Raw genomic sequence first — 25,667 nt, 5'->3', positions numbered from 1 at the left:
GATTGTAAATCGCGACCTGCCCTCAGGCAGGTTCGGCGGTGGTCTCGAACTCGAATTCCAGCTCGTCGTTCACCGCGTCGATGTGGACGATACCGCCGTGGTCGGCCAGGTCCCCGAACAGGATCTGCTCGGCCAGCGGCCGCTTGATCTTGTCCTGGATGAGGCGCGCCATGGGACGAGCACCCATCTGCACATCGTAGCCACGCTCCGCCAGCCAGCTGCGGGCGGCATCTGTGACTTCGAGCTGGACACGCTTGTCCTCGAGCTGCGCCTGGAGTTCGGTGAGGAACTTGTCGACGATACTCTTGATGACTTCCGTGCTCAGGCGGCCGAACTGGATGATGGTATCCAGACGATTGCGGAACTCGGGCGTGAAGCTCTTCTTGATGACTTCCATGGCATCCGTGGTGTGATCCTGCAGCGTGAAACCGATGGAGGCACGGGAAGCGGTCTCGGCACCGGCGTTGGTGGTCAGGATCAGGATCACGTTGCGGAAGTCGGCCTTGCGACCATTGTTATCCGTCAGGGTGCCGTGGTCCATGACCTGCAGCAGCAGGTTGAAGACCTCGGGGTGGGCCTTCTCGATCTCATCAAGCAGCAGCACGCAGTGCGGCGTCTTGGTGATGGCTTCGGTCAGCAGACCACCCTGGTCGAAACCGACATAGCCGGGAGGCGCACCGATCAGGCGCGACACGGTATGCCGCTCCATGTACTCGGACATGTCGAAGCGCACCAGCTCGACACCCATGGCCTTGGCCAGCTGCCGGGCAACCTCGGTCTTGCCCACGCCGGTAGGGCCGGCGAAGAGGAAGGAACCAACCGGCTTGTCCGGTGATTTCAGCCCCGCACGGGACAGCTTGATGGCGGTGGACAGGGATTCGATGGCCAGGTCCTGACCAAAGACGGTCAGCTTGAGGTCGCGCTCCAGGTTGCGCAGCAGCTCCTTGTCGGAACTGTTGACGGTCTTCGGGGGAATCCGCGCAATCTTGGCGACGATGTCCTCGACCTGCTGCACGTCGATCCGCTCGGCACGACGGTCTTCGGGCTGCAGGCGCTGGTAGGCACCGGCTTCGTCGATGACGTCGATGGCCTTGTCGGGCATGTGCCGGTCGTTGATGTAGCGCGCAGCGAGCTCGGCTGCTGCACGCAGCGCCTCGTCGGTGTACTCGATGTGGTGATGCTGCTCGAAGCGCCCCTTGAGGCCGCGCAGGATGCCGTAGGTATCATCCACCGAAGGCTCGACGACATCGACCTTCTGGAAGCGCCGAGCCAGTGCCCGATCCTTTTCGAAGATGCCGCGGAATTCTTGGAAGGTGGTGGAGCCGATGCAGCGAATCTCACCGGAGGACAGCAGCGGCTTGAGCAGGTTGGAGGCATCCATCACCCCACCCGAGGCCGCGCCGGCACCGATGATGGTATGGATCTCGTCGATGAAGAGCACGGCATGGGGCCGCTTCTTCAGCTCTGCCAGCAGAGCCTTGAATCTCTTTTCGAAATCGCCGCGATACTTGGTCCCGGCCAGTAGCGCGCCGAGATCGAGCGAATAAACCACACTGTCGGCCAGCAGATCAGGGACCTGACCGTCGACGATGCGCTTGGCCAGACCTTCGGCGATGGCGGTCTTGCCGACGCCAGCCTCGCCCACCAGCAGCGGGTTGTTCTTGCGGCGCCGGGCAAGGATCTGGGCTACGCGCTCGACTTCCGACTCACGCCCCACCAGCGGATCGATACGGCCCTGGCGAGCCTGCTCGTTGAGGTTGCTGGCATAGGCTTCCAGCGGATTGTTGGAGGAGCTGGGTTCGGCACCCTCCTCCTCGGCAGCGTCCTGATCCTGCTCGGCTTCGGGTGCTGCCCCTGGCACCTTGGAGATGCCATGTGCGATGAAATTGACCACGTCGATCCGCGCCACGCTCTGCTGCTTGAGCAGGAACACCGCCTGGCTTTCCTGCTCGCTGAAGATGGCGACCAGGACGTTGGCCCCGGTCACTTCGCGCTTGCCCGAGCTCTGGACGTGGAAGACCGCACGCTGGAGAACACGCTGAAAACCCAGCGTCGGCTGGGTTTCGCGCTCGTCGTCCTGCTGTGGGATCAGGGGTGTGGTGGAATCTATGAATTCCAACAGATCGCGTCGCAGACGATCGATGTTGGCGCCGCAGGCTCTCAACACGGTGGCCGCCGCTTCATTGTCCAGCAGCGCCAGCAGGAGGTGCTCAACGGTCATGAATTCATGACGCTTCGTCCTCGCCTCCTTGAAGGCGAGATTCAGGGTGACTTCGAGCTCACGATTCAACATAGCTTCACCTCATAGCCCAAGCAGCACAGTAGCCCAAGCAGCACAGATCTAACTTTCGATTTCGATTTCACACAGCAGCGGGTGGTTGCACTCCCTGGCATATTGATTGACTTGCATGGCCTTGGTTTCAGCGACATCGCGAGTAAATGTTCCGCAGACTGCCTTTCCCTGAGTATGCACAGTAAGCATCACCTGGGTAGCCGCTTCGCGGTTCATGCTGAAGTAGCGCTCCAGCACCTCGACGACGAACTCCATCGGGGTGTAGTCATCGTTATACATCAGAACTCGATATCTGGCTGGCCGTTTTAGTGCAGGTTTTGCCTCCTGCACCGCCAGGCCGCCGTTGTCGCCGTCCTGATGTTCGTTGTCGTCCGCCGCCAGTCGGATGGGGTCGATTACACGCATTCTGATCGATTCCGAATTACGGGATGAATAGCAGGAAAAAAAGAGCTTGATCCACGTCTCAGCCGCCTAGTGCCTTGCCTTGACTAAGGCTGAAAGGGTGTTACAAACATCCTGTACCGACGAGGTACCAAGGGTTCCGTTGTAGTGGCGTCTGTGTGGATTCACTGGAACTGTAGTCGAATGATACTCCAGGCTTGGAGTCCTTTGCAGAGGGAGCCGGTATGCTCAGTGGCAAGGTCAAATGGTTCAATAACGCCAAAGGATATGGCTTCATCGTTGCAGATAACAGTGATGAAGACCTATTCGCTCATTACTCGGCCATCCAGATGGACGGTTACCGCACGCTGAAGGCGGGCCAAGCGGTCAACTTCAATATCGTGCAGGGCCCCAAGGGCCTGCACGCGGTCGAGATTCGCGCGGCCGAAGTGAGCGCACCCGCCGCAGCGCCGGCCACCAATACCCTCGATGTGCGGGATACAGTCAGTACGGAAGCCTGATCTCACGCCCCTTCGGGGGCGCCATCTCCCCCTTCGCGCCGCTGACCTTCGCTGTGCCCCAGGTCGCGCTCCGGAAACAGCAGGTTCCTGACCCGATTCTTCAGCGCTCTGGCATCGGGAAAGCCGCCATCCCTCTTCCGCTCCCAGAGCACCTCTCCGCCACAGGCGACCTCGAACACGCCACCGGTTCCCGGTAGCAACGTCACTCCACCCAGATCGGTACCGAAGGTGCTGAGCAGCTCCTGGGCCAACCAGCCCGAGCGCAGCAGCCATTGGCACTGGGTGCAGTAGTGGATGGTGATGATAGGTCTGGCGTCCGCCACGGTACACCTCGCAAGGCCTGGGCTCCCTATAATACGCAGCCCCCGATTCCATCCGCCACGTGGTCCGTCCTATGCGCCTGTTGCTGCTGGTAGCCTGCCTTCTCCTGTCCGCCCTGGCCTGGAGTGCTCCGCCGCCGAAGGTCGGCCTGGTGCTGTCTGGCGGTGCCGCCCGGGGACTGGCGCATATCGGCGTGCTGAAGGCCCTGGAGGAACAGGGCATCCAGGTCGACGCCATTGCCGGCACCAGCATGGGTGCGGTAATCGGCGGCCTCTATGCCGCCGGCTACAGCGCCGAGGAACTGGAACGCATCGCGCTTGACATGGACTGGGGCCAGGTACTGTCCGACCAGCCGCCACGCAAGGACGTGCCCTTCCGGCGCAAGCAGGATGACCGGGACTTCCTGGTCAAGCAGAAGCTCAGCTTTCGGGATGACGGCACCCTGGGCCTGCCCATCGGGGTGATCCAGGGCCAGAACCTGGGGATGATGCTGGAAAAGCTGTTCGTGCATACCAGCGATACCCGGGACTTCAACCAATTGGCCATCCCCTTCCGCGCCGTGGCCACGGACATCACCACCGGCGAGAAGGTGGTCTTCGATCATGGTCATCTGCCCCGAGCGATCCGCGCCAGCATGTCGATTCCGGCGGTATTCGCGCCGGTGGAAATCGACGGTCGGCTGCTGGTGGATGGCGGCATGGTCGACAACATCCCCATCGACGTGGCGCGGGACATGGGCGCGCAGCGGGTAGTGGTGGTCGACATCGGCACTCCCCTGCTCAAGCGCCGGGACCTGACCACGGTGCTGGACGTGCTCAATCAGTCCACCACCCTGATGACGCGCAACAATTCCCAGGCGCAGCTGGCGACTCTGGGCAAGCAAGACCTGCTGATCCAGCCGCCATTGGCCAGCTACACCAGCGCCGACTTCAGCGAGGTCAGGGCGCTGATCGATGCCGGCTATCGGGCGACCATGGCCATGGCGAGCGAACTGGCGGTGTTGCGCAAGGACGCGAAAAGCGAGCGTTCCACGGCCGTGGCAGCGGCTCGCGCGCCCAGCAGCCGCACTCCGGTCATCGACGCCATCCGCATCGAGAACGACTCCAAGGTCGAAGACGAGGTCATTCGTCACTACATCCGCCAGCGCCTGGGCGAACCCCTCAATGTCGAGCGGCTGCAGGACGACATGAGCACCCTCTACGGGCTGGATTATTTCGACCAGGTGGAATACCGCATCCGCCGGGACGGCCCTGGCGACAACGTGCTGGTGATCTATGCCCGCGGCAAGCGCAGCGGTACGGACTTCCTGCGGCTGGGCCTGAATCTGTCTGACGACCTGCGGGGCGACAGCGCTTTCAACTTCGGCGCCAGCTATCGCATCAACGGCCTCAACCGCCTGGGCGGCGAATGGCTGACCCGGATGCAGATCGGTGATCACCAGGAACTCTACAGCGAGTTCTACCAACCCCTGGATGTGGGCTCACGCTACTTCATCGCACCCTACGTCGGCGGCGAGGCCCGCAACATCGAGCAACTGGAGCGCAACGACCCCATCGCCGAATACCGCCGCGAGCGCTATGGCTTCGGCCTCAACGTGGGTTGGCAGATCGGCAACAAGGCCGAGGTGCGCCTGGGTATCGGCCATGACTGGGGCAGTACCAAGGTGCATGTCGGACCGCGCGACACGCCGGAGGAATCCTTTACCGAAGGCTTCTACGAGTTGCGCTATTCATTGGACGACCTGGACGACGTGAACTTCCCGCGGGAGGGCCAGGACCTGGCATTGACGCTCAAGCAGTTCGATCCGAGCCTGGGCTCGGATTCGCGCTACCGGCAGCTGGACCTGCACCTGAACAAGGCGCTCAGCTATGGCTACAACACCTTCGTGCTGGGAGGCGGCCTGGGGCGCACCCTGTCGACGGACAGCGACACCAACGTGGTAACCAGCAGCTTCCTGCTGGGAGGTGCCTGGCAGCTCTCGGGCTATCGGCAGGATGCCCTCTCCGGCCAGAACTACGGCCTGGCGCGGCTGATCTACTACCACCAGCTCACGCAGCGCTCGCTGTTCCCGCTGGACACCCCGGTCTATCTGGGCGGCAGCCTGGAACAGGGACGCATCTGGAATCGGGATGACGACTACGACAGCGGCAACATCAGCGCGGCCAGCCTGTTCCTCGGACTGGACACCCCGCTGGGACCGCTCAGGTTCACCTATGGCCTGAGCGACCAGGGCGAACACGCCTTCTACATCAACCTGGGTAACAGCTTCTGATCAGGCGATGCGCGAGAGCAGGATCTCGGCCCGCTCGCGCTGGCTGTCGCTGCCTTCGCTGACGATTTCCTGCAACAGCGAGGTGGCGTGCTGAACGTCGCCCTGATCGAGACAGGCCTCGGCCTCGGCAAACCGCCGGGCAATGGCATCGGCCATGAAGTGCTCGTCGAGACTCAGGTCCAGCTCCATGACCGCCGGCAACTCGCCCAGGCCTTCAGGGAAGTCGTCTTCCAGGGAGACTTCCAGGGCATCGACCTGCTTCCACCCGGAATCGGCGTCCAGCTCTTCGGTCAGGGCGATGGCTTCATCGAGACTCAGATCCGCCAGATCCAGATCGTAGTGCTCTTCGGTCACCGGCGCAGGTACCGCCGGCTCGGCAAACTGCAATTCCGCCGACCATTCACTGGCCGGCGCATCGAAGGCCGGCAGGTCGAGGTCCAGATCGTCCTCCAGCAGGGGCTCCACCGGATCGGCGGACATCCCGGGAAACTGGGCATGCAGCACCGCCAGACTCGCAGCCACTCCTCCCAGCGCCAGAAAACGCTGTTCGTGCTCCCTGAATGCCGGAGCCTCGCCCAGGGTGGCCAGCACCCGGAGCAGCAGCAGCCGCAGATCCTGCCGCCGATCATCTTCGGCCAGGCCGCTTTCCAGCACTTCCCGCGCCTGGCCGTAGCGGCCATAGGCGATGTAAATCTCCGCACGACCGGCATGATCGTCGACCGGTGCCGGGCTGGCGGCGACGGCTGCGGGCTTGGCCCTAGACTTGGCAACCACCGGCTGGGTAGCGGCCAGCACAGGCTCGGGCAAGGGCTCGACCATTTCGACATTTTCGACGTCATCCGCGTCGTCAAAGACGACGCCTTCCGCCTTCCGCCGGCGCCACCAGAGCACACCGGCCAGGGCCAGCAGGGCCGCGCCACCCGCTAACAACAGCGAGCGCAGTGACAACAGACCTTCGTCGGTACTGCCCGCGGCAGGACTGGAGGCGACGGGCGCCGCCTGAGCGGCAGGGCTTTCCGGTGACGGCGGCGCGGGGGCGGGCGTCGGCGTGGACAGGGCCACCGAACGCGCCTGCTTCAATTGCTGCTGCAGACCTTCACGGTCCTGCTGGAGCTGCTCGATCATCACCTCTTTCTGGGCCAGCAGTGCGTCGTAACGCTCCTGCAGCTGAGTCAGCTGACCTTCCAGATCGCCGACCTGACGCCCGAGATCCTGCGTCACCAGCAGGGGCTTGGTGTCTTCCGCAGAGCTTCCAGCCGGCTGCGGCGCCACTACTGGCGGCGCCACTGATTCCGGTGCCGGTGCCGGTGCCGGTGCCGGTGCCGGCGCAGCGACAGGTGCTGCGGCAGGCGCTGGCGCAGCAGGTGCCGGTGCCAGGACGGGCGCCGTGGCGACCGGTGCGGCGGGTACCGGGCTGGGCGCGGGCGGCGTGGTCTTGGCCGCTACCGGCTGTCGCGGCGCAGGTTCGCTGACACCCACGGGCAGGCGCAGGCGCTGGCCAGCCTTGAGCCGTCCGGGATCATTGTTGGCGAAGGACGCCGGATTGAGGGCGAACAGATCGGCCATGAGCTGCTCGGCCGATCGATTGGCCATTGGCCCCAGGCGCTTGGCGATGCTCCAGAGGGTGTCCCTGGGACGCGTCTGATAGACGCCCTCCCCGGCGGCCAGGTCTGGCGAAGGCGTCAGCCCCTGACGCGGTGCAGATACGGTTTGGCGGACCACCGGATCGGCGGCCGGGGCGGCGGCGCGAGCGGGCGCCGCCGGGACGGTACTGGCAACGCTGGTGGGTGCGCCACCACTGCGCGGCGGATCCACCAGCAGGGTGAACTCGCGCAGCTGTTTGCCGCCCGGCTGTTCCAGTTGAACGATGAAACCCAGATAGGGCTCGACCAGGGAGCGGCGCGAGGTCACCTCGACATAGCTGCCCGCCGCCGTGCGCAGGTGTGGGGTGAACTTCAGATCGTCGAGGAACTGGGTGCGATCCACGCCGGCCTGGGCGAAGGCCTCGTTCGCCGCCAGATGGATGCGGAAGTCCTCGGCACCGGCATCGCCGATATTGACCAGCTCGATCCGCGCACGCAGAGGTTCGTTGAGCGAAGACTGCAGGGTGATGCCCCCCAGGCCGAGCGCGAACGCCGCTTGAGGAAGAGGGGTCAGCGCGGCGGCCGACAGAAGAACAAAGGCAAGGGGACGGCGTTTCGCGACCATGGATACCGCTGCGTCAGGTATTCGAGGAAACCGGTGTTTTAGCGCGGTGGCTCACAAAAATCGCCTCCGCTACGCTGGAACGTAGCATCGATACCGACAGACGGCAAACCGATGGCCCCGCACGCAATAAAGCGGCCGGGGGGTGGCGTCTGGCGCCAGTAGCGATGCCAGACGCTCCGGCCAGATCCGACCTCGGGGCTGGGCGGAGGCACCCGGGCGACGCCAGCCGCCAGACGGCGGTCAGCCGCGCTCGAGATTGGCCAGGACGCGCTGATGCACCTGCTGGCAGATGGCGATCTCTTCATCATCGAGGCCGCTGAGCAGTTCCTTGCGCAGGGCTTCGGCGATGGTCTCGATCTTCTCGATCAGCGGACCGGCTTCCTGGGTCAGCATGATGCGCTTGGCGCGACGGTCCTCGGTGACCGCCAGACGCTTGACCAGACCCTGCTTTTCCAGGCCGTCCAGCAGCCGTGCCAGGGTCGGCCCCTCGATGCTGATGCTCTGGGCAAGCTCACGCTGGGTAGGCTGGACACCCTTCATCCGGGCCAGGTTCAGCAACACCTGCCAGCGCGCCTGAGACAGCCCCAGGTGGCTCAGGCGCCGGTCTAGCTCGGCGCGCCAGGCACGGGAGACGTGGAAGATCTGGCGGCCAAACAGGTGTGGATCGGTAGGGGTCATTCAGGCTAAACCTTGTACTTGGATTTTCTCATTATTCTGGTTACAGGCAGGGCGGGGCAACCGCCGCGCCTCGCTAGTCCGCCAATTCCGCCTGCAAGGCTGCCCGCACACAGTACAGCGCGCCACTCGTCACCCGCCCCTCGAAGCGCGCGGCGACATGGGCGACCGGCGGCAACTCGCCCTCGTCTTCGAGGAAGGCATCCTGGATTTCCGCCAGCAGATCCTCTGGCAGGTCGAGGGCCTGTTCCAGGGCGATCTGCTGCCCGGCGATGGCTTCGGCCAATAGTGCATAGACATTCTTTTCCGAGCAATTGAGCTGCCGCGCAGCCTGCTCGGGCGTCATGCCGGCGCGTACCAGCGTCAGCACCTCGTGGCGCACGTCAGCGACCGGAGGCGGCGCGGCGTCGCCGTCATTGAGGACGTCGAGGAAAGCCTGGCCATAACGCTCCAGCTTGCGCGCGCCCACGCCGCTGACGCGGCTCATCTCGTCCAGCGAGCGCGGCTGGCTGCGCAGCATCTCCAGCAGGGTGGCGTCGGGGAAGATCACATAGGGCGGCACCGAATGCTCTTCGGCCAGCTTGCGTCTCAGGGTGCGCAGGACCTCCCATAGTTCGCGCTCGTCGGCGCGCACCAGCTGGCTGGCGGCACTGGCCGAGCCGCTGCCACTGCTGCTCCGCCCACGCTGGGGCTTGGGGTCACGGCGCAATTCGATGCGCACCTCGCCGCGCAGCAGCGGCCGGCAACTCTCGGTCAGGCGCAGGCCGCCATAGCCGTCGACATCCACCTCGGCCAGGCCGCGGGCCACCAGCTGGCGGAACAGGGTGCGCCACTCGTCTTCGCCACGGGCCTTGCCCAGGCCGAACACGGCCAGCCGCTGGTGGCCGAGGCTGGTGATCTTTTCGGTCTCGCGACCGAGCAGGATGTCGACCAGGTGCCCTACCCCATTAGCGCTGACCGCTGCGGTAGATGGCCGACAGCGCCTGGCGCGCCGGCTCGGTGGCATCCCAGGTCTCGACGGTGTCGATGCAGTTGTCGCAATGGCCACAGGGCTGGGGCAGGTGCTCGTCGAAATAGGCCAGCAGCACCTGGCGCCGGCAACGGGTTTCCTCGCACAGCGCCAGCATGGCTTCGAGCTTGTGCCGCTCGATGCGCTTGTGGCGCTCGTCGCCCTCGGAGTTCTGCATCATCTGCCGCAGCAGCAGCACATCCTGCAGGCCGTAGGCCATCCAGGCGTCAGCGGGCAGGCCATCGCGACCGGCCCGGCCGGTTTCCTGGTAGTAGGCTTCCAGACTCTTGGGCAGATCGAGGTGGGCGACGAAGCGCACGTTGGGCTTGTCGATGCCCATGCCGAAGGCGATGGTGGCGACCATGATCAGCCCTTCCTCGTTGAGGAACCGCTTCTGGTTGGCGGCGCGCACGTCGTTGGGCAGGCCGGCGTGATAGGGCAAGGCGGGGAAGCCCTGGTTGCTGAGCTGCTCGGCCACCTCCTCGACCTTCTTGCGCGACATGCAGTAGACGATGCCGGCATCGCCGCGACGCTCGGCGAGAAAGGCCAGCAGCTGCTTGCGCGGCGCTTCCTTGGGCACGATGCGGTAGAAGATGTTGGGGCGATCGAAGCTGGAGAGAAAACGCTCGGCCTCTTCCAGATGCAGGCGGCTGGCCATCTCTTCGCGGGTGCGGGAATCCGCGGTGGCGGTGAGCGCCAGGCGCGGCACGCCGGGGAAGTGTTCGGCCAGTTGTCCGAGCTGCATGTATTCCGGACGGAAGTCATGCCCCCACTGGGATACGCAGTGGGCTTCGTCGATGGCGAACAGGGCGATCGGCAGGCGCTTGAGGAAGTCCAGCATGCGCGGCTGGACCAGGCGCTCGGGCGCGAGATAGAGCAGCTTGATCTCGCCGCGCTCCAGCTGCGCGGCGACGGCTCGCTGCTGTTCGCCGGTCATGGTGGAGTTGAGCGCGGTCGCTGACACACCCAGTTCCAGCAGGGTGGCGACCTGGTCGTCCATCAGCGCGATAAGCGGCGAGACCACCACGGCCACGCCGGGCCGCAGGAGCGCCGGCACCTGGTAGCACAGGGACTTGCCGCCGCCCGTGGGCATCAGCACCAGCGCATCGCCACCGCTGGCCACACGCTCGATGATCCGGGCCTGGTTGCCACGGAACGCGTCGTAGCCAAAGACGTCTTTAAGGATGCGCAGCGCGGGTTCTGACATGAAGCCTCCTCGAATGGAAAGGCCATTATACGGATGCCGGGGTCACTGCGGCGGTGCTTTTCCGTCGGCCGGCCCCAGGCCGTCGAGTTCGACGTGACCCGGGCGCTCGTCTACAATTCCGGCCGTTCTGCCCTTTCGAATCCTTTCCGAGGTAAGTAGCCGATGTCCTTCGCCGAACAATTGACCCGTCTGCGCGATTTTCTCGATGCAGACGATCTGCACGAAGAAGCGCTCGACTACGTAGCCGCCCATGGCTACCTGACCGCCCTGTCCATCTGCCCGGAAGAGGTTCCCGAACGCGAATGGATCGATGCGCTCTTCGCCGAGCCACCGCAGTATCGCGATGCCGCCCAGCAGGAAGAGATCGAGCGCTCCCTGGTGCAGCTCAAGGCGCATATCCTGCGCGTGCTGGGCAGCGACGAAGAGCTGGACCTGCCGTGCGACCTGGAGCTCGGTCCGGAGCCGGACGATTCCGAGTTGCGCGGCTGGTGCATCGGTTTCATGGAAGGGGTGTTCCTGCGCGAAGCCGTGTGGTTCGAGGACGCCGAAGACGAAGTCAGCGAGCTGCTGCTGCCGATCATGGTGGGTTCGGGTCTGTTCGATGAGCAGCCGGAATTCGCCGAGATCGCCCAGGACCGCCGCCTGGTTGCCGACATGATGGTGCAGATTCCGGAATTGCTGACCCAGCTGTTCCTGCTCTGCCATTCCCCCGATGAAAAGCCGGCGCTGCTGAAGCCGCGTCACTGAGCAATGGATGAGGCCACTCCGAGACCCCGCCAGCGCAAGGGCTGGGTCCGCTACCTGCTGCTGGGCATCGGCTGGCTGAGCGTGGCCCTGGGCATCATCGGTGCCTTTCTGCCGCTGCTGCCCACTACGCCCTTCCTGCTGCTGGCCGCAGCCTGCTTCATGCGCAGTTCGGAGCGGTTCTACTTGTGGCTGATTAACCACAGGTGGCTGGGGCCCTGGGTCAAACCCTATCTGGAAGGCGACGGCATCCCGCTCAAGGGCAAGGTTTACGCCATTGTCGCCATGTGGATCAGCGTCGGGTTTTCCTGCTGGCTGGTGCCCTACGTCTGGGCCCGGGTGGCGGCTTTCACCAGTTGCGCGGCGGTGACGGTCTACCTGCTCAGGCAGAAGACCCGGCGCTAGCCACCGTCAGGCATGAAAAAGGGCGATCAGCGATGATCGCCCTTTTTCGTGGGTGACGCTGGCGGCGTCAGGCGGCCCTGGCCATGGGGGTGGGCGGTGCCTGATCGGGAACGGTGGGCTCGCCCGGCTCGCTGGGCTGGATGGGCGCCGGATCAGGTTGATCGGGCTCGCCGCCGGCACGGGGCATGGCAAGGGCGACAAAGCGGGAGAAAGCGTCGAGCTGGCGGATCGGAAAGCGGGACATGGGGTGACTCCTCTGCTGACTCTCTAGGTAGAGTGGTCCGGCACCCGGGTAATTCCCTCAGTCGCGCGGCTCTGCTCCGCCATGATTGCGTGCAAAGGTTTCCGGGCCCATGGCGGCGATCTGGCCGTCGATCAGCGCCTCGAACGGCGCCAGCAGGGCATCGAAGCGGCGCGGCGCCTCCAGCGCATTCAACGCCGCGACCACGGCCTCCACGGTCGACAGCGCATCCGGCGCCGGGGCCTTGCGCACCCGGTAGCGCGAGGGCGCGCCAGGCGGCAGGGTGAGCCTGGGCAGGGCCGCCAGCAGTGGATTGACGTGCAGCAGCAAGCGCGCCTTGCGCCAGGTGCCGTCGGGAATCACCAGCAGCCGTGGTGCCTTGGTCACGGCAGCAGGCGGCAAGAGATCGACCGTGATCGCCTCGGGGCCGGGAAACAGCAGCCAGGCGTCATGATCGGCGAGCCAGAGCGGCAGGTCGGGAAAGGTCTCGCCAATCTCCAGCTGCGCATTGCCGAGCCCCAGGGCGGCCAGGCGCGCCGTATTGAGCGGATGGCGCCGCTCGCTGGGATGCTGCAGCAACAGCACCCGCGTGCGGCTGGTCAGCGACGGGATCAGCGCGCACAGGCAGAGTGACAGGGGACGCTGACAGCGCGCGCAAGCGGGACGGGACATCGGGACTTCCGGAGCGAATCAGGGCGGCGATCATACCGGATCACCGCCGCCCTCCCCGACTCAGCGATTGAAGCGGGCGGTGAGGTCGTGCAGGTAGTCGGCCATGCCCTCCAGTTCACGACTCAGCTCCGAGCCGCGACGGGCCTGGGCCGAGCTGTGATCGGAAAGATCGGCGATGCGGCTGATCTGCCGGTTGATGTCTTCGGAGACGTGGCTCTGCTCTTCCACCGCGGTGGCCATCTGCTGGCTCATGGCGGTGATGAGGCTGACCGATTCGCTGATGCCTTCCAAAGACTCGCGTACCGCCGCCGAATGGCGTTCGCTCTGGCGCGAGGTCTCTTCGCCGCGACTGGCGGTGGCCACGGCGCGGTCGGCATTGGCCTGCAGGTTGGCGATGATCTGATGGATCTGCTCGGTGGATTCACGGGTACGCGAGGCCAGCGAGCGGACCTCGTCGGCCACCACGGCGAAGCCGCGACCGGCCTCACCGGCACGGGCGGCCTCGATGGCGGCGTTGAGCGCCAGCAGGTTGGTCTGTTCGGCGATGGCGGTGATGACATCGGCGACGCTGCCGATGCTCTGGGTCGAACTGGCCAGCTCGCCTACGGCCTGGCCGATGTCGCTGACCGCCGCGCCGAGTTCGCGCATGGACGTCAGGCTCTCTTCGGCCTTGTCACGCCCGGAGTGCACCAGGCTCTCGGCGTTGGCCGCCGCCTGAGCGGTCTCCTGGACGTTCTGCGAGACCTCGTGGATGGTGGAGGTCATCTGGGTGATGGCCGCGGCGGACTGGTCGGTCTCGTGGCGCTGCTGATCCAGCAGTTCGGCCTCGGACTGGGCCAGTTGGGAGGATTCGCGCGCCTTGACGCGCACGCTGTCGCCCACGTCGGCCAGCCGGGTCAGGGCCGTCTGCAGGCGCGCGGCTTCGCTGTGCAGCGCCAGATCCAGGCGTGCCGGGGCACCACACTGGTCGCTGTAGGTCGGGGCCACGACGGCACTGGAAAACATCTTCGGATGATCGGCGAGGATGCGCTCGATGCTGGCGCGCTGGCGATAGAGCTGATGACCGCTGATACCCAGGAGCGCCGCGACGATGAGGACCGCCTGGGTCGTGTCGTCGAGCAGGAAGTGGCCACTCAGGATCACCCCGGTGGCCGCCACCGTCGACCAGCAGGCGGCGATGGCGCTGCCCAGGCGGCGCGTCATGGGCACGGGGGCCTTGCCGGCATTGATGCGGGCATAGAGCTCGCCGGCGCGACGGACTTCGCTGGTGCTGGGCAGCGAACGCACGGATTCGTAACCGATCACCCGGCCCTGTTCGAGGATCGGGGTGACATAGGCGCTCACCCAGTAGAAATCGCCGTTCTTGCAGCGATTCTTGACGATGCCCATCCACGGCTTGCCCTCCTTGAGGGTCGCCCACATGTGGCCGAACACCGGTGGCGGCATGTCGGGATGACGCACCAGATTGTGCGGACTGCCGATCAGCTCCTCCCTTGTATAGCCACTGATGGCGATGAAGGCCTCGTTGCAGTAGGTGATGTTCCCCTGCAGATCAGTGGTGGAGATGAGTCGTTCCTCTTGCTTGAAGGTACGGCCTTGCTGGGTGACCGGCAAATTCGTGCGCATGCGGGTGCCTTATCTAGCGGGTTATCTACTCCGTGCGACATCAACCAGTTCAATGGTGGCCAACTGCCAGCACAGGCGCCAACGGTAACCATTTGGTTATCGTCATACTAACTATCGGCATGTTGCATCTGGGCTTTAAGGATGCGCTGAAATGTTTTGATAAGCGGTTCGCTCAGGGGCCTGGCTGACCTGGCGCCAGGCGAGGCACTTGGCTTTTCACGAGGAGCTCCAGGGCCTGACCGGATAGCGCGGCTGGCCGAGCGCCCAGGTGGATCCGGGATGCGTGTCGACCTTCCTGGGCGCCCTGGCTGTCCCGATCGCCACGCGACCCGCCAGGGCGATAAATGGCCTAGCCGGTGATCACGGGCTCCAGGGCCTCCAGCCAACAGACCACCGCTACGGCGCCGCCATCGGGAATGCCGCGGACGCGTTCGCCCAGGTAGCTGGCGCGGCCCTGGGCCGGCAGCATCTCCGCGGTGGCCTCGGCGCCCTGGCGGGCGGCGGCGAGCGCCGCGGCAAAGGCCTGTGCCGGGCTGGCGCCCGCCTGGGCAGCGGCCAGCAGGGCATCCGCTGCCGGGCGCAAGGCATCGAGCATGGTGCGCTGGCCCGGCTGGGCGCCACCCAGTTCGGCCAGGGCCTGGACGCCACCATCCAGGGCCTGGGCCCATTGCGCCAGCGTGGGTCGTTCCACCCTGTCCAGCAGTTGAGCGGCGCGGATCAGGGCGCAGGCGTAGAAGGGTCCGGAGCTGCCACCGATGGCCCGGCGCAGTGCCTGGCCGGTGGCTGCCAGGGCGCTGGCCGGGGTGTACCAGACGCTGGCGGGCAAGGCGCGCATGGCTTCAGCGCCACGGGCCAGGCTGGTGCCCAGGTCGCCGTCCCCGGCGCGGCTGTCCAGATCGGTGAGGCGGGCCTCGTTGGCCAGCAGGCTGGCGACGATCGCAGCGGCCCCCGCCTGCAGACGCTCTGCCAGGGGACCGGGGGTATGAGGAGTAGTTTCGGCTGCCGCAGTGGGTGCGGGCAGCAGGGTGGACGCCGCCGGGACCCGCGCCGTCACCCGGCCAGGCCCGCGCCCAGGTTGGCGCATCAAGCAGCGCCAGGCGCGCCTCGTCTACCGGCAGCAGCGACAGCGAACAGCCGGGCATGTCCAGGGCGCTGAGGAAGGTACCGGTCCAGGCGCGTTCCACCACCAGGCCCCGCTGGCGCAACTGGCTCAGCGCCGCCCGTGCTACCAGGGCGAGCTCCAGCGGCGGCGTCGCGCCCAGGCCATTGACCAGCAGCGCCAGGCGCGTGCCAGCGGGATAGCCGCCGTCTTCGAGGAGGGTATCCAGCAGCCGCGCCACGGTGCCGTCGGCGCCCAGTCGGGGACCGCGCTCGACGCCCTGCTCGCCGTGGATGCCGAGGCCCCATTCCACCTCGTCGTCCGCCAATTGGAAACCCGGATGCCCCACCGCCGGCACCGTGCAGGCACCCAGGGCGACACCCATGCTGCGCAATTCGGCACTCGCGGCGCGGGCCAGCGCAGCTACCTCGGCCAGGGGGCGCCCGGCGGCGGCCGCTGCGCCCACGAGCTTGTGGATCAGCACGGTACCCGCGATACCGCGGCGCCTTTCCGGCGCCACGGTATGGCGCAAGGCGGCGTCGTCCGCCACCAGCACCGTCTCGACCGGAATGCCTTCGCTGCGCGCCAGTTCGGCGGCCAGGCCGAAGTTGAGGCGGTCGCCGGTGTAGTTCTTGACCACCAGCAGGGCGCCCGCGGGACCGGCCGCCGCCCGGATGGCCGCCAGCACGGCATCGACGCTGGGCGAGGTGAAGACGTCTCCCGCCACCGCGGCGGTCAGCATGCCCTCGCCCACATAGCCGGCATGGGCCGGTTCGTGGCCGCTGCCGCCGCCGGAAATCACCGCGACCGGGCGATCTCCCGTAGCGGCCAGGGGCTGGCGCAGGATGACCTGCTCCTCGGCCAGCAGGGCCAGGCCGGGATCCAGGCTGACGAGGCCTTCGAGCAGTTCGCGAACCACAGCGGTGGGGCTATTGATCAGCTTCTTCATCGGGGACTCCTGAGGGCGAGAGGTCGCCGCAGTATGGCACGGGGTCCCGGGCCTGCCTGGCAGCGACCTGAACGGCCGGCTGACAGGCGCGCAACGGCCTTCCGCCGGACCGGGACGGCAGGCTATCGTTGGCGTCGGAAGCTTTTCACGACCGGGATGTCTCACGCTGTTAGCCAGCCGCTCTCCTGCGAGCGCACCCCACCGAGGTCCGTCATGCCGATCAAGATCGTTCCGCGCTCTGCCTGCCTGGGGTCGGAGATCACCCCCGAAGCCGTCTACCTGTCCCGGCGCCAGCTGCTCGGTGCCAGCGGCGCCCTGCTCGCCGGCGCCGCCCTGCCCGGCTGGGCGCTGGCGGCCGCTTCCAGCTATGGCGACGTCGAAGCCGCCAAGGGCCCGGACTGGTTCGAACGCAAGCTGCCTGATACCCGCTGGCAGGCGGCCACGGTCAAGGGCGAGGACATCACGCCCTTCAAGGACGCTACCCACTACAACAACTTCTATGAATTCGGGCCGGACAAGAGCGATCCCGCCGCCCATGCTGCGCAGTTGCCCACCCAGCCCTGGAGCGTGGTGGTCGATGGCGAGGTGGGCAAGCCCGGCACCTACGGGCTGGAAGACCTCTTCGGCCCCGACACCCTGGAAGAGCGCATCTACCGCATGAGGTGCGTCGAGGCCTGGTCCATGGTCATCCCCTGGCTTGGCTTTCCGCTGGCCAGCCTGCTCAAGCGCGTCGAACCCACCGGCAAGGCGCGCTACGTGAAGTTCGAGACGCTCAAGGACCCGCAGCACATGCCCGGCATGAATTCCAGCTTCGCCCTGCTGGACTGGCCCTATGTCGAAGGCCTGCGCCTGGATGAGGCCATGCATCCGCTGACGCTGATGACGGTGGGCATGTACGGCCGCGTGCTGCCCAACCAGAACGGCGCGCCGCTGCGGCTGATCGTGCCCTGGAAGTACGGCTTCAAGGGCATCAAGTCCATCGTCCGCATCAGCCTGGTGGCCGAGCAGCCACGCACCACCTGGCAGGGCATGGCGCCCAACGAGTACGGCTTCTATGCCAACGTCAATCCGGAAGTGGACCACCCGCGCTGGAGTCAGGCCCGCGAACGGCGCCTGCCCAGTGGCCTGTTCAGCCCCAACGTGCGGCCGACGCTGATGTTCAACGGCTATGGCGAGGAAGTGGCTTCGCTCTACAGCGGCATGGATCTGCGGAGAAACTACTGATGGGATTGCTGCTCTGGCGGGTCGCGGTGTTTGTCGCCGCACTCTGCCCGCCGCTGTGGTGGCTGTACCAGGCCTGGATCTTCGCCCTAGGTCCGGACCCGGGCAAGGCGCTGGTGGACAAGCTGGGGACCGGCGCCCTGGTGCTGCTGCTGCTGACGCTGAGTCTGACGCCGCTGTCGCGCCTCACCCGCTGGAAGCTCTGGCCGGTGATCCGCCGCCAGCTCGGCCTCTGGACCTTCACCTATGCCCTGCTGCACTTCCTCGGCTACCTGGCGTTCGTGCTGGGCTTCGACCTGTCGCAACTGGGCGTGGAGTTGCAGCGCCGGCCCTACATCATCGTCGGTGCCGCGGCGCTGCTGATCCTGCTGGCTCTGGCCGTCACATCCAATCGCCCCGCCATGCGCCGCCTGGGCAAGCGCTGGAAGGAGCTGCACCGGCTGGCCTACCTGGTGCTGGGCCTTGGGCTGCTGCACTACCTCTGGATCGTACGCTCGGACCTGGAAGAGTGGGCGCTCTACGCCGCTATCGGCGCCGCCCTGCTGGCCTTCCGCCTGGTAGATGGCTGGCGCCGTAAAAGGCGAAGTCGGGCAGCGGCCGTCCCTGCTCGCTGATTACCACCGCCCAGGCAGAGGGTTGACCCTCCATGCCTCGAATCTAAAGGGGTGGTATTAAAAACAGCTGTTGAGGTATGCGGATGGACCGCCACGGTTTGGCAAAGGGGTGGTATTGAACGGGCCTGGCGCCAGTGGGCCAGGCCGCTGCCCGAGGGCGGTCGATCAGCGCTGCGCGGCCTGGCGCAAGCCCTTCAGGGTGTTGAGCGGGGCATCCACCACGAAGCTGTTGGCCAGCCAGGACGGCACGCTGCCACCCGGCTCGCTCTGGGCCTCGTAGGTCACTTCCGAGCCGCCGTTCTTCGGCACCACGCGCCACTGGCCCTGGAAGCTCGCGACCCGTACGTAACCGTCGGCAGCGGGACGATAGTCCGGCTGGCCTTCGAGGGTGCGGGTGAAGCCGCCATCGGGAGTCTTCTGCTCGGTGATGTGCAGCACCACGTCACGGGCGGTCACCGGCCAGGGCATGTCGATGCGCATGTAGGTCCAGGCCTGGTTGTCCTGACGCTTGAGCACCTGCAGCGACTGGCAGCGGAAGATCCATTTGCAGGAACCCACGGGGTCGTCCTGCAGCTTGGCGATGGTGGCCGGATCGGCCTTGATCTGGACCACGCCGCGGTAGGCCTTGTACTTGGAGCCGGCGACGGCGCGGGTATAGACCTGGATGCCATCTTCCTGCTTGGCGAGTTGCCAGTCCTCGGCCTGGGCCAGGCCGGTGGCTGCGAGCAGGGTCAGGGCGAGGATGGAGCGAAGCGGCTTGTGCATGGGACGTCCCTTGTTGTTGTGGTTGTCGGAGAGCGCAATTCAAAACCGGATCAGGCGGCGGTTTCACCTTCGAGGCGCAGCAGGATGGCCATCGCCTCGGCACTGCTGGTGCCGCAGAACGCCAGCTCGGCCTGGAAGCCGCCGCACACCGCCGGGCGCAGCGGCGAGCCGAACAGGTCGCAGCGGTTGGTGCTGTCCAGATGGGCGCAGCGCACCCCGGAGGGCTTGCCCTGGGGCATGCGTGGCAGCGGTGAGGAGATCGAGGGCGCGATGCAACAGGCGCCACAACCCGGACGGCACTCCATGGGTGAAACTCGCAGATAAAGAGGCTTCAAGCTTAAGAGCAAGGCCGGGGCCTCACAAGCGAATCGTGACCAGATGCTGCCATCGAGTCATGAATGTAACATTCATTCGCACCTCGCCACGCAACCCCGCGGCCTTTCCACCGTCTTATCTGCGATGAGCGAGGCGGCTGGCCCGAGGGCGTGACGATGAAGCATTGGCTGGTGCTGGACCTGGAAGCGACCACCGACGAAGGCGGCTGGCCACTGGAGTTGATGGAGATCATCGAGATCGGCGCGGTGATGGTGGATGCGGCGGGCCAGGAGCTCGATCGCTATCAGAGTTTCGTCCAGCCCCGGCGGCTGCCGCTGCTGACGCCCTTTTGCCGCGATCTCACCCATATCAGCCAGGCCGATGTCGATAGCGCAGAGCCCCTGGAAAGCACCTGGCCGACGTTCGAGGCCTGGCTGGGCGCCTATGAGACCACTCTCGCCGGCTGGTGCAGCTGGGGCGATTTCGACCGCCGTCTGCTGGAGCGGGCCTGGCGCGAATACGATCTGCACACCCACCTCGCCCGGGTCCCGCATCGCAATCTCAAGCAGGCCTTCGCCAAGGCCCGTGGTCTGGCACGTCCGCTGGGCCTCACCGCCGCCCTGGAATCGGCGGGACTGGCCTTTACCGGGGTACTGCACCGCGCCGAGACCGACGCGCGCAACACCGCCAAGCTGATACCCGCCAGCCTGCCGGCCCTCGCGCGCTAGCCTCGTCTGGAGCGGTGACAGTGGGCCTCGGCCTTGGGCATACTCGCGACGGTCCCAACCGCTCTCGCACAAGGAAATCCGATGTTCAAGGTCAACGAATACTTCGACGGCACCGTCAAATCCATCGCCTTCAGCCTCAAGTCCAAGCCTGCCACCCTGGGCGTCATGGCCCCCGGCGAATACGAATTCGGCACCAGCCAGCTGGAAGTCATGCACGTGGTGGCCGGCGCCCTGACCGTCAAGCTGCCGGGCAGCGAGACCTGGGAAACCTTCGCCGCGGGCAGCCAGTTCACCGTGCCGGCCAATGCGAAGTTCCAGCTCAAGGTCGCGGAAGACACCGCCTATCTCTGCGAATACCACTAAGCTCGGGGAGCCGTACGGCTCCCTCGTCTTGGGCTCCGTCATTCGGCCGCGTGGGCCGGGTGGCGGGAGTCCGTTGTCCCGCCTGAACGCTTCCGCTTCGCCTCGGTCCTAAGCGACACCGCCGCTTTCGGAGTCGTCGCCATGTCGCCAGTCGCAGCCCAGGGCCCTCGCCAGCCGAGCCACGCCCGTCCCTTCGAGCACCAGCCCCGGAATCTCCCGACGCACGGGATAGCCCTTGCGCAGGGCGTCGAACGCCTGAGCCCGCGCCTGGGCCGGCAAGGCGAGGGTCGCGCGTAGCGCCGCATCGTCGTCGCGCGGGTCATAGACCGCACGACAGACGCGCCTGAAGGCCGTCGCCTCGGGCGTATCCGCACCAAACACCAGGCGCTCCAGCTGCTGCGGCGGCAACAGGTCGCTCAGACCCAGCCGCGGTGTTTCCCCGGTCCAGGCGCAGAAGGCCGCGTAGATCTGCGCCGTGCCGCGCCACTTGCCTTCCAGGCTGTGCCCGGCGATATGGGGCGTCACCAGCTGACAGAGACGGGCCAATTCAGGATCGATACCCGGCTCGCCTTCCCAGACATCCAGCGCCACCGCCAGCTCGGCACCACCAGCCAGATGGGCACGCAGCGCGGCGTTGTCGACTACCTCGCCCCGGCAGGCATTGAGCAGCCAGCTGCCCGGACGCAACCTCGCCAGGCGAGCGCCATCGAACAGGTGCAAGGTGCGCTGCTCGCCATCACGGATCAGCGGGGTGTGCAGACAGAGCACGTCGCAGCGCTCCAGTAACTCGTCCAGGCTGTGGAAGTCGCCCTGCTCGGTCGCCTGACGTGGTGGATCGCAGACCAGCACCGTCCAGCCCAGTCCGCGCAGCGCCTCGGCCAGGCGGCCCCCGACCTGGCCGGCGCCGACGATGCCATAGGTGCGCCGGGCCAGGTCGGCGCCAGCGCCATCGGCCAGCGCCAGCAAGGCGCCGAGCACCCAGTCCACCACGCCGCGGGCATTGCAGCCAGGCGCATTGCTCCAGCGGATACCCGCCTGATCCAGATAGCCGAGGTCCAGATGATCGGTACCTATGGTGCAGGTGCCGACGAAGCCGACCCGAGATCCGGCCAGCAGCGTCTCGTCGACGCGGGTGATGGAGCGCACCAGCAGCGCATCGGCGCGACTCACGGCGGCGCGGTCGAAGGCGCGACCGGGAAGGCGTTCGAGGGTGGCGTGGGGGCCGAAGAAGGCGTCCAGCAGCGGTATGTTTTCGTCGGCGAGAATGTGCATGCCTGGGCACTCGCAAGGGCGGGGACCGGCACTTTAGCAGGCCAGCGGCAGCCGGCAACGGTCGCCGCGAGGGTTGCCACCCGGGCCATGAGGACTAGACTATCGGCCCCGAAGCTGACCGAACGATCAAGTGACCGCCTCCCTGCCCCGCATCAGACGTGAATTCGGCGCCCTGCTCTCCCTGGCCGCGCCCATCGTCATCGCCCAGCTCTCCCATTCGGCCATGGGCTTCGTCGACGCCGTCATGGCCGGCCGTGTCGGCCCGCTGGACCTCGCCGCCGTCGCCCTGGGCAACTCCGTGTGGATTCCGGTGTTCCTGCTGATGACCGGCATCCTGCTGGCGACCACGCCCAAGGTGGCCGAGCGCCACGGCGGCGGGCGCAGCCAGGAGATCGGTCCGCTGGTGCGCCAGGCGCTCTGGCTGGCCCTGGGGTGTGGCCTCATCGCCAGCCTGCTGCTGCTCAATGCCCGACCGCTGCTGGTGGCGATGCATGTCGACGCCCAGCTGATCGGCCCGACCCTGCTCTATCTCAAGGGCATCGCCCTGGGCCTGCCCGCCACGGCCTTCTACTATGTGCTGCGCTGCTTCAGCGACGGCCTCGGGCGTACCCGGCCGGCGATGCTGGTGGGCCTTGCCGGGCTGGCACTGAACGTGCCGCTGAACTGGATCTTCATCCATGGGCACCTGGGCCTGCCAGCCTTGGGCGGCGCCGGGTGCGGCTTCGCCTCGGGCACGGTGATGTGGGCGATGCTGCTGGCCATGCTGGCGATCATCCGCACCGAGCGATATCGCGCCTGCGCCATTTTCGCCCGCTTCGAGCGACCGCACGGACCAACGCTGCGCGCCCTGCTGGCCATCGGCGTGCCCATCGGCATCGCGGTGTTCGCCGAATCCAGCATCTTTTCCGTGGTGGCCCTGCTGATCGGCGAGCTGGGTCCGACCGTGGTCGCCGGGCACCAGGTGGCGCTCAACTTCTCCGGTCTGGTGTTCATGGTGCCCCTGGCCCTGGGCATGGCGGTGACAGTGCGGGTTGGCCAGGCGCTGGGGCGCGGCGAGCCGCGCGAGGCGCGCTTTTCCGCCGGGGTCGGCATGGCCGCCGGGCTGCTCTGCGCCTGCGTTTCCTGCACCCTGATGCTGACCGCGCGCACGGCTATCGCCGGCCTCTATTCCCAGGACCAGGCGGTGATCCAGCTGGCGGCCTCGCTGCTGGTGTTTGCCGGCATCTTCCAGTTCTCCGATGCCATCCAGGTGACCGCCGCGGGCGCCCTGCGTGGTTACCAGGACACCCGCGCGACCATGGTCATCACCCTGCTGGCCTACTGGGGCGTGGGCCTGCCGGTGGGCTGGGCGCTGGGGCTGAGCGACTGGTTCGGGGCACCGCGGGGTCCGGCCGGCCTCTGGCAGGGTCTGGTACTGGGACTGACCTGCGCGGCCATCCTGCTGTCGGTGCGGCTGGCGCGCAGTGCCCGGCGACGCATCCACAGCGCCAAGCCCTTGCTACACTGACCCCCTCTCGTCGGACGGCCCCAGGCCGTTCAGGACGGGCGTTTCCCCCTTTCGCGAGCGTGCGGCTTCGATGATCTTTCGCCTGCTACAGCTGTTTTGCCTCTGCTTCCTGCTCATCGGCCCGGTCCAGGCTGCCCTCCCCGGGCTGCCGGGCGCCCAGAAGGATCAGGTCGATCCGCAATTCGGCCCGTCCCTAGACCAAGTGATCAAGACCCTGGAAAGCGAGCAGCAGCGCAATCGTCTGCTGGCGGATCTCAAGAAGCTGCAGGCGGCCCAGGCCAAGGCCGAACCCAGCGCCTCCCAGGGCGTGATCGGGTTGATCACCGACACCATGACGGTGGTCGAGCAACAGCTGCAGCGTGACAACCTGCGCGAGCGCTGGCAGTACCAGCTGGACCAGGCGGGCGCCGAGCTGGCCGCCCTGGCGCCGGCGCCCGAGCAGCGCCTCAACCTGCTTTCGGGTTTCGTCATCACCCTGGCCTTCTGGACCGGTTGCGCCCTGGGCCTGAAAAGCATCAGTCATCGGCTGCGCATCAGGTTCAGGCTCTCCGAGGAGCTTCCGCTCAGACCGCGGACCCTGGACCTGGTGCGTTTCGCCCTGCGCAAGCTGGCACCCTGGCTGCTGGCGTTCGTCATCACCCTGCTGGTATCCCTGTGGATGCCGGACTCCCTGGGCAAGACGGTGGCCGTCACCTTGGCCTATGCCGCCGTCATCGGCCCGCTGTTCGCGGCAACGGTGGTGGTGATCTGCTCCCTGCCCAGCGGCGCCCATCGCAGCCGGGCGCTGTTGATCCTGCGCCGCCGCGCCTTTCGCCCGCTATGGATCATCGGCAGCCTGGCCGCCCTGGGTGGCGCCGCCAGCGATCCGCACCTGGCCGAGACCCTGGGGCCACACCTGGCGGCGGTCATCGCCATCGGCGCCAACATCTGCGCGGCGCTGCTCACCGCCCAGTTCGCCCTGAGATTCCGCCGGCCCATCGCCCACCTGATCCGCAATCAGCCGCTGGCCAAGCGTCAGGCGCTGCACGGTCTGCAGGGCGTGCGCCATCTGATCGCCCGCCTCTGGCACCTGCCGCTGCTGATCCTGGTGGCGGTCTCGGTGGTGGCCACCTTCGTCTCCGCCGGCGATACCAGCGACGCCCTGCGCCGGGCGCTGCTGTTCGCCGTGACCATGGGCGCCGCCCTGGGCCTCAACGCCCTGGTGCGGGCGCGGCTGCTGCGCCGGCGACCGCACGGCCGCATCCAGGAGGCCTATGCCGAACGGCTGCGGGCCTTCTTCGTGCTGGTGCTGGGCATCGTCATCTGGCTGGTGGGGATCGAGCTGGCCCTGCGCGCCTGGAATCTCTCGCTGCTGAGATTCAGCCAGGGCGACGGCCATGCGGTCGCCAGCAAGTTCTTTGGCCTGGGTGGCACCCTGTTGCTGGCCTGGCTGGTGTGGATCCTGGCCGACACCGCCATCCACCGCGGCCTCAATCTGCATCGCGTCAGCCCGAACAATGCCCGCGCCCAGACCATGTTGCCGCTGATCCGCAACGTGCTGTTCCTGACCATCTTCGTCATCGCCCTGATCGTCGCCCTGGCCAACATGGGCGTGAACGTCACCCCGCTGCTGGCCGGTGCCGGCGTCATCGGCCTGGCGGTGGGCTTCGGCGCCCAGAGCCTGGTGGCCGACCTCATCACCGGGCTGTTCATCATCATCGAGGACTCCCTGGCCATCGGCGACTACGTCGACGTCGGCAATCACCTGGGCACCGTCGAGGGCCTGACCATCCGCACCGTGCGACTGAGGGATATCGATGGCATCGTCCACACCATCCCCTTCAGCGAGATCAAGAGCATCCAGAACTACTCGCGGCAATTCGGCTACGCCATCTTCCGCCTGCCGATTCCCCAGGCGCTGTCGGTGGACAAGGCCATCGAGATGGTCCAGGAAGTGGGTCGCACACTGCGCCTGGATCCCTTCATCGGCCGAGACATCTGGTCGCCGCTGGAGCTGCAGGGGGTGGAGAGCTTCGATTCCGGCATGGCGATCCTGAGATTCCGCTTCAAGACCGCGCCGATCAAGCAGTGGGAGGTCTCGCGGGCCTTCAACCTCAGGCTCAAGCGCTACCTGGACGACGCCGGCATCGAGTTGGCCTCGCCACGCATGAACGTGCGCTACGAGGTAGGCGGCTCGCCGCTGGATCAGGCGGCCCGGGGGAACGAAGCGCCGAGCGAAGGCTGAGGTCGCTGCCACGACCGTCGGTTCTCGCGGCGCTG

Annotated in this window: 23 protein-coding genes and 2 pseudogenes; 10 read left to right on the top strand and 15 right to left on the bottom strand. The window is 66.5% G+C overall.

The features are described from left to right. Positions 1-22: 22 nt before the first annotated feature. Positions 23-2,293 carry an ATP-dependent Clp protease ATP-binding subunit ClpA gene (clpA, locus tag QE444_RS12905; protein WP_133859226.1) on the bottom strand — a complete coding sequence of 757 codons (2,271 nt, stop codon included), beginning with the start codon at positions 2,291-2,293 and terminating at the stop codon, positions 23-25. Between the two features lie 48 nt (positions 2,294-2,341). Beyond that, on the bottom strand, positions 2,342-2,698 hold the full coding sequence (clpS, locus tag QE444_RS12900) for an ATP-dependent Clp protease adapter ClpS (RefSeq protein ID WP_007162298.1): 357 nt from the start codon (positions 2,696-2,698) through the stop codon (positions 2,342-2,344). 221 nt (positions 2,699-2,919) lie between these two features. Here clpS and cspD point away from each other — a divergent pair, with 221 nt between their 5' ends. Continuing rightward, positions 2,920-3,195, top strand: coding sequence for a cold shock domain-containing protein CspD (gene cspD / locus QE444_RS12895; RefSeq protein ID WP_133859227.1), 276 nt, complete (start codon positions 2,920-2,922; stop codon positions 3,193-3,195). A 2-nt stretch (positions 3,196-3,197) separates the two neighbouring features. Here the strand turns inward: cspD and QE444_RS12890 are convergent, their stop codons facing one another. Then, complete coding sequence (locus QE444_RS12890; RefSeq protein ID WP_133859228.1) at positions 3,198-3,518, bottom strand: SelT/SelW/SelH family protein; 321 nt, start codon at positions 3,516-3,518, stop codon at positions 3,198-3,200. 71 nt (positions 3,519-3,589) lie between these two features. Between QE444_RS12890 and QE444_RS12885 the strand changes: the two genes are divergently transcribed. After that, positions 3,590-5,788, top strand: a complete 2,199-nt coding sequence (locus tag QE444_RS12885) for a patatin-like phospholipase family protein (RefSeq protein WP_309738930.1) — start codon at positions 3,590-3,592, stop codon at positions 5,786-5,788. Here the strand turns inward: QE444_RS12885 and QE444_RS12880 are convergent, their stop codons facing one another. From QE444_RS12880 to recQ, 3 genes and pseudogenes are all read right to left on the bottom strand, one after another. After that, entirely contained in the window at positions 5,789-7,996 is a 2,208-nt protein-coding gene (locus tag QE444_RS12880) for a FimV/HubP family polar landmark protein (RefSeq protein WP_309738928.1), read from the bottom strand. A 240-nt stretch (positions 7,997-8,236) separates the two neighbouring features. Next, positions 8,237-8,674, bottom strand: coding sequence for a MarR family transcriptional regulator (locus tag QE444_RS12875; protein ID WP_007162293.1), 438 nt, complete (start codon positions 8,672-8,674; stop codon positions 8,237-8,239). 73 nt (positions 8,675-8,747) lie between these two features. Continuing rightward, a pseudogene (gene recQ, locus QE444_RS12870) lies at positions 8,748-10,887 on the bottom strand (DNA helicase RecQ). 162 nt (positions 10,888-11,049) lie between these two features. Here recQ and QE444_RS12865 point away from each other — a divergent pair. Further along, entirely contained in the window at positions 11,050-11,634 is a 585-nt protein-coding gene (locus tag QE444_RS12865; RefSeq protein ID WP_133859232.1) for a YecA family protein, read from the top strand. Positions 11,635-11,637: 3 nt separating this feature from the next. Beyond that, complete coding sequence (locus QE444_RS12860; RefSeq protein WP_133859233.1) at positions 11,638-12,036, top strand: YbaN family protein; 399 nt, start codon at positions 11,638-11,640, stop codon at positions 12,034-12,036. Between the two features lie 67 nt (positions 12,037-12,103). Here the strand turns inward: QE444_RS12860 and QE444_RS12855 are convergent, their stop codons facing one another. The 6 genes and pseudogenes from QE444_RS12855 to QE444_RS12835 form a co-directional block, all read right to left on the bottom strand. After that, a complete protein-coding gene (locus QE444_RS12855) occupies positions 12,104-12,280 on the bottom strand; it encodes a hypothetical protein (RefSeq protein WP_187979140.1) in 177 nt (58 codons plus the stop codon). Between the two features lie 57 nt (positions 12,281-12,337). Then, a complete protein-coding gene (locus QE444_RS12850) occupies positions 12,338-12,949 on the bottom strand; it encodes a tRNA-uridine aminocarboxypropyltransferase (protein ID WP_187979139.1) in 612 nt (203 codons plus the stop codon). A gap of 60 nt (positions 12,950-13,009) precedes the next feature. Beyond that, the gene (locus tag QE444_RS12845) at positions 13,010-14,152 is read right to left on the bottom strand and encodes a methyl-accepting chemotaxis protein (protein ID WP_405046469.1); all 1,143 of its coding nucleotides are present in this window, start codon (positions 14,150-14,152) and stop codon (positions 13,010-13,012) included. Positions 14,153-14,245: 93 nt separating this feature from the next. Further along, positions 14,246-14,575: pseudogene (locus tag QE444_RS23615) on the bottom strand (PAS domain-containing protein); the annotation flags it as partial. 349 nt (positions 14,576-14,924) lie between these two features. Then, positions 14,925-15,410 (bottom strand): DAK2 domain-containing protein, encoded by a 486-nt coding sequence (locus QE444_RS12840; protein WP_309738920.1) that lies wholly within the window; start codon positions 15,408-15,410, stop codon positions 14,925-14,927. 4 nt (positions 15,411-15,414) lie between these two features. Beyond that, complete coding sequence (locus QE444_RS12835; RefSeq protein WP_309738918.1) at positions 15,415-16,623, bottom strand: dihydroxyacetone kinase subunit DhaK; 1,209 nt, start codon at positions 16,621-16,623, stop codon at positions 15,415-15,417. A gap of 213 nt (positions 16,624-16,836) precedes the next feature. On the opposite strand from QE444_RS12835, the gene msrP reads away from it, so the two are divergent. Next, the gene (msrP, locus tag QE444_RS12830) at positions 16,837-17,847 is read left to right on the top strand and encodes a protein-methionine-sulfoxide reductase catalytic subunit MsrP (RefSeq protein WP_183630263.1); all 1,011 of its coding nucleotides are present in this window, start codon (positions 16,837-16,839) and stop codon (positions 17,845-17,847) included. After that, positions 17,847-18,458 (top strand): protein-methionine-sulfoxide reductase heme-binding subunit MsrQ, encoded by a 612-nt coding sequence (gene msrQ, locus QE444_RS12825; protein ID WP_273861722.1) that lies wholly within the window; start codon positions 17,847-17,849, stop codon positions 18,456-18,458. Before msrP ends, msrQ begins: the two co-directional genes overlap by 1 nt. 165 nt (positions 18,459-18,623) lie before the next feature. On the opposite strand, the gene QE444_RS12820 is transcribed toward msrQ, so the two are convergent. Both QE444_RS12820 and QE444_RS12815 read right to left on the bottom strand, forming a co-directional pair. Next, a complete protein-coding gene (locus QE444_RS12820) occupies positions 18,624-19,223 on the bottom strand; it encodes an START domain-containing protein (RefSeq protein ID WP_007162268.1) in 600 nt (199 codons plus the stop codon). Between the two features lie 50 nt (positions 19,224-19,273). Beyond that, positions 19,274-19,528 carry a YkgJ family cysteine cluster protein gene (locus QE444_RS12815; protein WP_027597778.1) on the bottom strand — a complete coding sequence of 85 codons (255 nt, stop codon included), beginning with the start codon at positions 19,526-19,528 and terminating at the stop codon, positions 19,274-19,276. A gap of 186 nt (positions 19,529-19,714) precedes the next feature. Between QE444_RS12815 and QE444_RS12810 the strand changes: the two genes are divergently transcribed. Next, positions 19,715-20,266 (top strand): exonuclease domain-containing protein, encoded by a 552-nt coding sequence (locus tag QE444_RS12810; RefSeq protein WP_309738912.1) that lies wholly within the window; start codon positions 19,715-19,717, stop codon positions 20,264-20,266. Between the two features lie 81 nt (positions 20,267-20,347). Further along, positions 20,348-20,629, top strand: coding sequence for a pyrimidine/purine nucleoside phosphorylase (locus QE444_RS12805; RefSeq protein WP_027597776.1), 282 nt, complete (start codon positions 20,348-20,350; stop codon positions 20,627-20,629). 108 nt (positions 20,630-20,737) lie between these two features. Here QE444_RS12805 and pdxB read toward each other — a convergent pair whose 3' ends face one another. Next, positions 20,738-21,901: a 4-phosphoerythronate dehydrogenase PdxB gene (gene pdxB, locus QE444_RS12800; protein ID WP_309738909.1), complete on the bottom strand. Its 1,164-nt coding sequence runs from the start codon at positions 21,899-21,901 to the stop codon at positions 20,738-20,740. A 130-nt stretch (positions 21,902-22,031) separates the two neighbouring features. On the opposite strand from pdxB, the gene QE444_RS12795 reads away from it, so the two are divergent. Together QE444_RS12795 and QE444_RS12790 are read left to right on the top strand one after the other, a co-directional pair. Beyond that, positions 22,032-23,408 carry an MATE family efflux transporter gene (locus QE444_RS12795; RefSeq protein WP_273861720.1) on the top strand — a complete coding sequence of 459 codons (1,377 nt, stop codon included), beginning with the start codon at positions 22,032-22,034 and terminating at the stop codon, positions 23,406-23,408. Between the two features lie 70 nt (positions 23,409-23,478). Continuing rightward, on the top strand, positions 23,479-25,632 hold the full coding sequence (locus tag QE444_RS12790; RefSeq protein ID WP_309738906.1) for a mechanosensitive ion channel family protein: 2,154 nt from the start codon (positions 23,479-23,481) through the stop codon (positions 25,630-25,632). Positions 25,633-25,667 lie beyond the last annotated feature (35 nt).

The organism is Pseudomonas sp. SORGH_AS_0199 (genome assembly GCF_031453735.1).
Classification (GTDB): domain Bacteria; phylum Pseudomonadota; class Gammaproteobacteria; order Pseudomonadales; family Pseudomonadaceae; genus Chryseomonas; species Chryseomonas aestiva.
Note: the sequence above shows the minus strand (reverse complement) of the source record. Positions and strands in the feature narration are given on the sequence as shown.

Bases quoted from the DNA above. Each gene is read 5' to 3' on its own strand.
- QE444_RS12820 (WP_007162268.1), bottom strand. From the start codon at position 19,223: ATGCACAAGCCGCTTCGCTCCATCCTCGCCCTGACCCTGCTCGCAGCC.
- QE444_RS12855 (WP_187979140.1), bottom strand. From the start codon at position 12,280: ATGTCCCGCTTTCCGATCCGCCAGCTCGACGCTTTCTCCCGCTTTGTC.
- clpS (WP_007162298.1), bottom strand. From the start codon at position 2,698: ATGCGTGTAATCGACCCCATCCGACTGGCGGCGGACGACAACGAACAT.
- QE444_RS12850 (WP_187979139.1), bottom strand. From the start codon at position 12,949: ATGTCCCGTCCCGCTTGCGCGCGCTGTCAGCGTCCCCTGTCACTCTGC.
- QE444_RS12805 (WP_027597776.1), top strand. From the start codon at position 20,348: ATGTTCAAGGTCAACGAATACTTCGACGGCACCGTCAAATCCATCGCC.
- QE444_RS12885 (WP_309738930.1), top strand. From the start codon at position 3,590: ATGCGCCTGTTGCTGCTGGTAGCCTGCCTTCTCCTGTCCGCCCTGGCC.
- clpA (WP_133859226.1), bottom strand. From the start codon at position 2,293: ATGTTGAATCGTGAGCTCGAAGTCACCCTGAATCTCGCCTTCAAGGAG.
- QE444_RS12840 (WP_309738920.1), bottom strand. From the start codon at position 15,410: ATGCGCGCCTTGCCCGCCAGCGTCTGGTACACCCCGGCCAGCGCCCTG.
- QE444_RS12835 (WP_309738918.1), bottom strand. From the start codon at position 16,623: ATGAAGAAGCTGATCAATAGCCCCACCGCTGTGGTTCGCGAACTGCTC.
- QE444_RS12880 (WP_309738928.1), bottom strand. From the start codon at position 7,996: ATGGTCGCGAAACGCCGTCCCCTTGCCTTTGTTCTTCTGTCGGCCGCC.
- QE444_RS12875 (WP_007162293.1), bottom strand. From the start codon at position 8,674: ATGACCCCTACCGATCCACACCTGTTTGGCCGCCAGATCTTCCACGTC.
- msrP (WP_183630263.1), top strand. From the start codon at position 16,837: ATGCCGATCAAGATCGTTCCGCGCTCTGCCTGCCTGGGGTCGGAGATC.
- QE444_RS12860 (WP_133859233.1), top strand. From the start codon at position 11,638: ATGGATGAGGCCACTCCGAGACCCCGCCAGCGCAAGGGCTGGGTCCGC.
- msrQ (WP_273861722.1), top strand. From the start codon at position 17,847: ATGGGATTGCTGCTCTGGCGGGTCGCGGTGTTTGTCGCCGCACTCTGC.
- QE444_RS12815 (WP_027597778.1), bottom strand. From the start codon at position 19,528: ATGGAGTGCCGTCCGGGTTGTGGCGCCTGTTGCATCGCGCCCTCGATC.
- QE444_RS12845 (WP_405046469.1), bottom strand. From the start codon at position 14,152: ATGACGCGCCGCCTGGGCAGCGCCATCGCCGCCTGCTGGTCGACGGTG.
- pdxB (WP_309738909.1), bottom strand. From the start codon at position 21,901: ATGCACATTCTCGCCGACGAAAACATACCGCTGCTGGACGCCTTCTTC.
- QE444_RS12790 (WP_309738906.1), top strand. From the start codon at position 23,479: ATGATCTTTCGCCTGCTACAGCTGTTTTGCCTCTGCTTCCTGCTCATC.
- cspD (WP_133859227.1), top strand. From the start codon at position 2,920: ATGCTCAGTGGCAAGGTCAAATGGTTCAATAACGCCAAAGGATATGGC.
- QE444_RS12865 (WP_133859232.1), top strand. From the start codon at position 11,050: ATGTCCTTCGCCGAACAATTGACCCGTCTGCGCGATTTTCTCGATGCA.
- QE444_RS12810 (WP_309738912.1), top strand. From the start codon at position 19,715: ATGAAGCATTGGCTGGTGCTGGACCTGGAAGCGACCACCGACGAAGGC.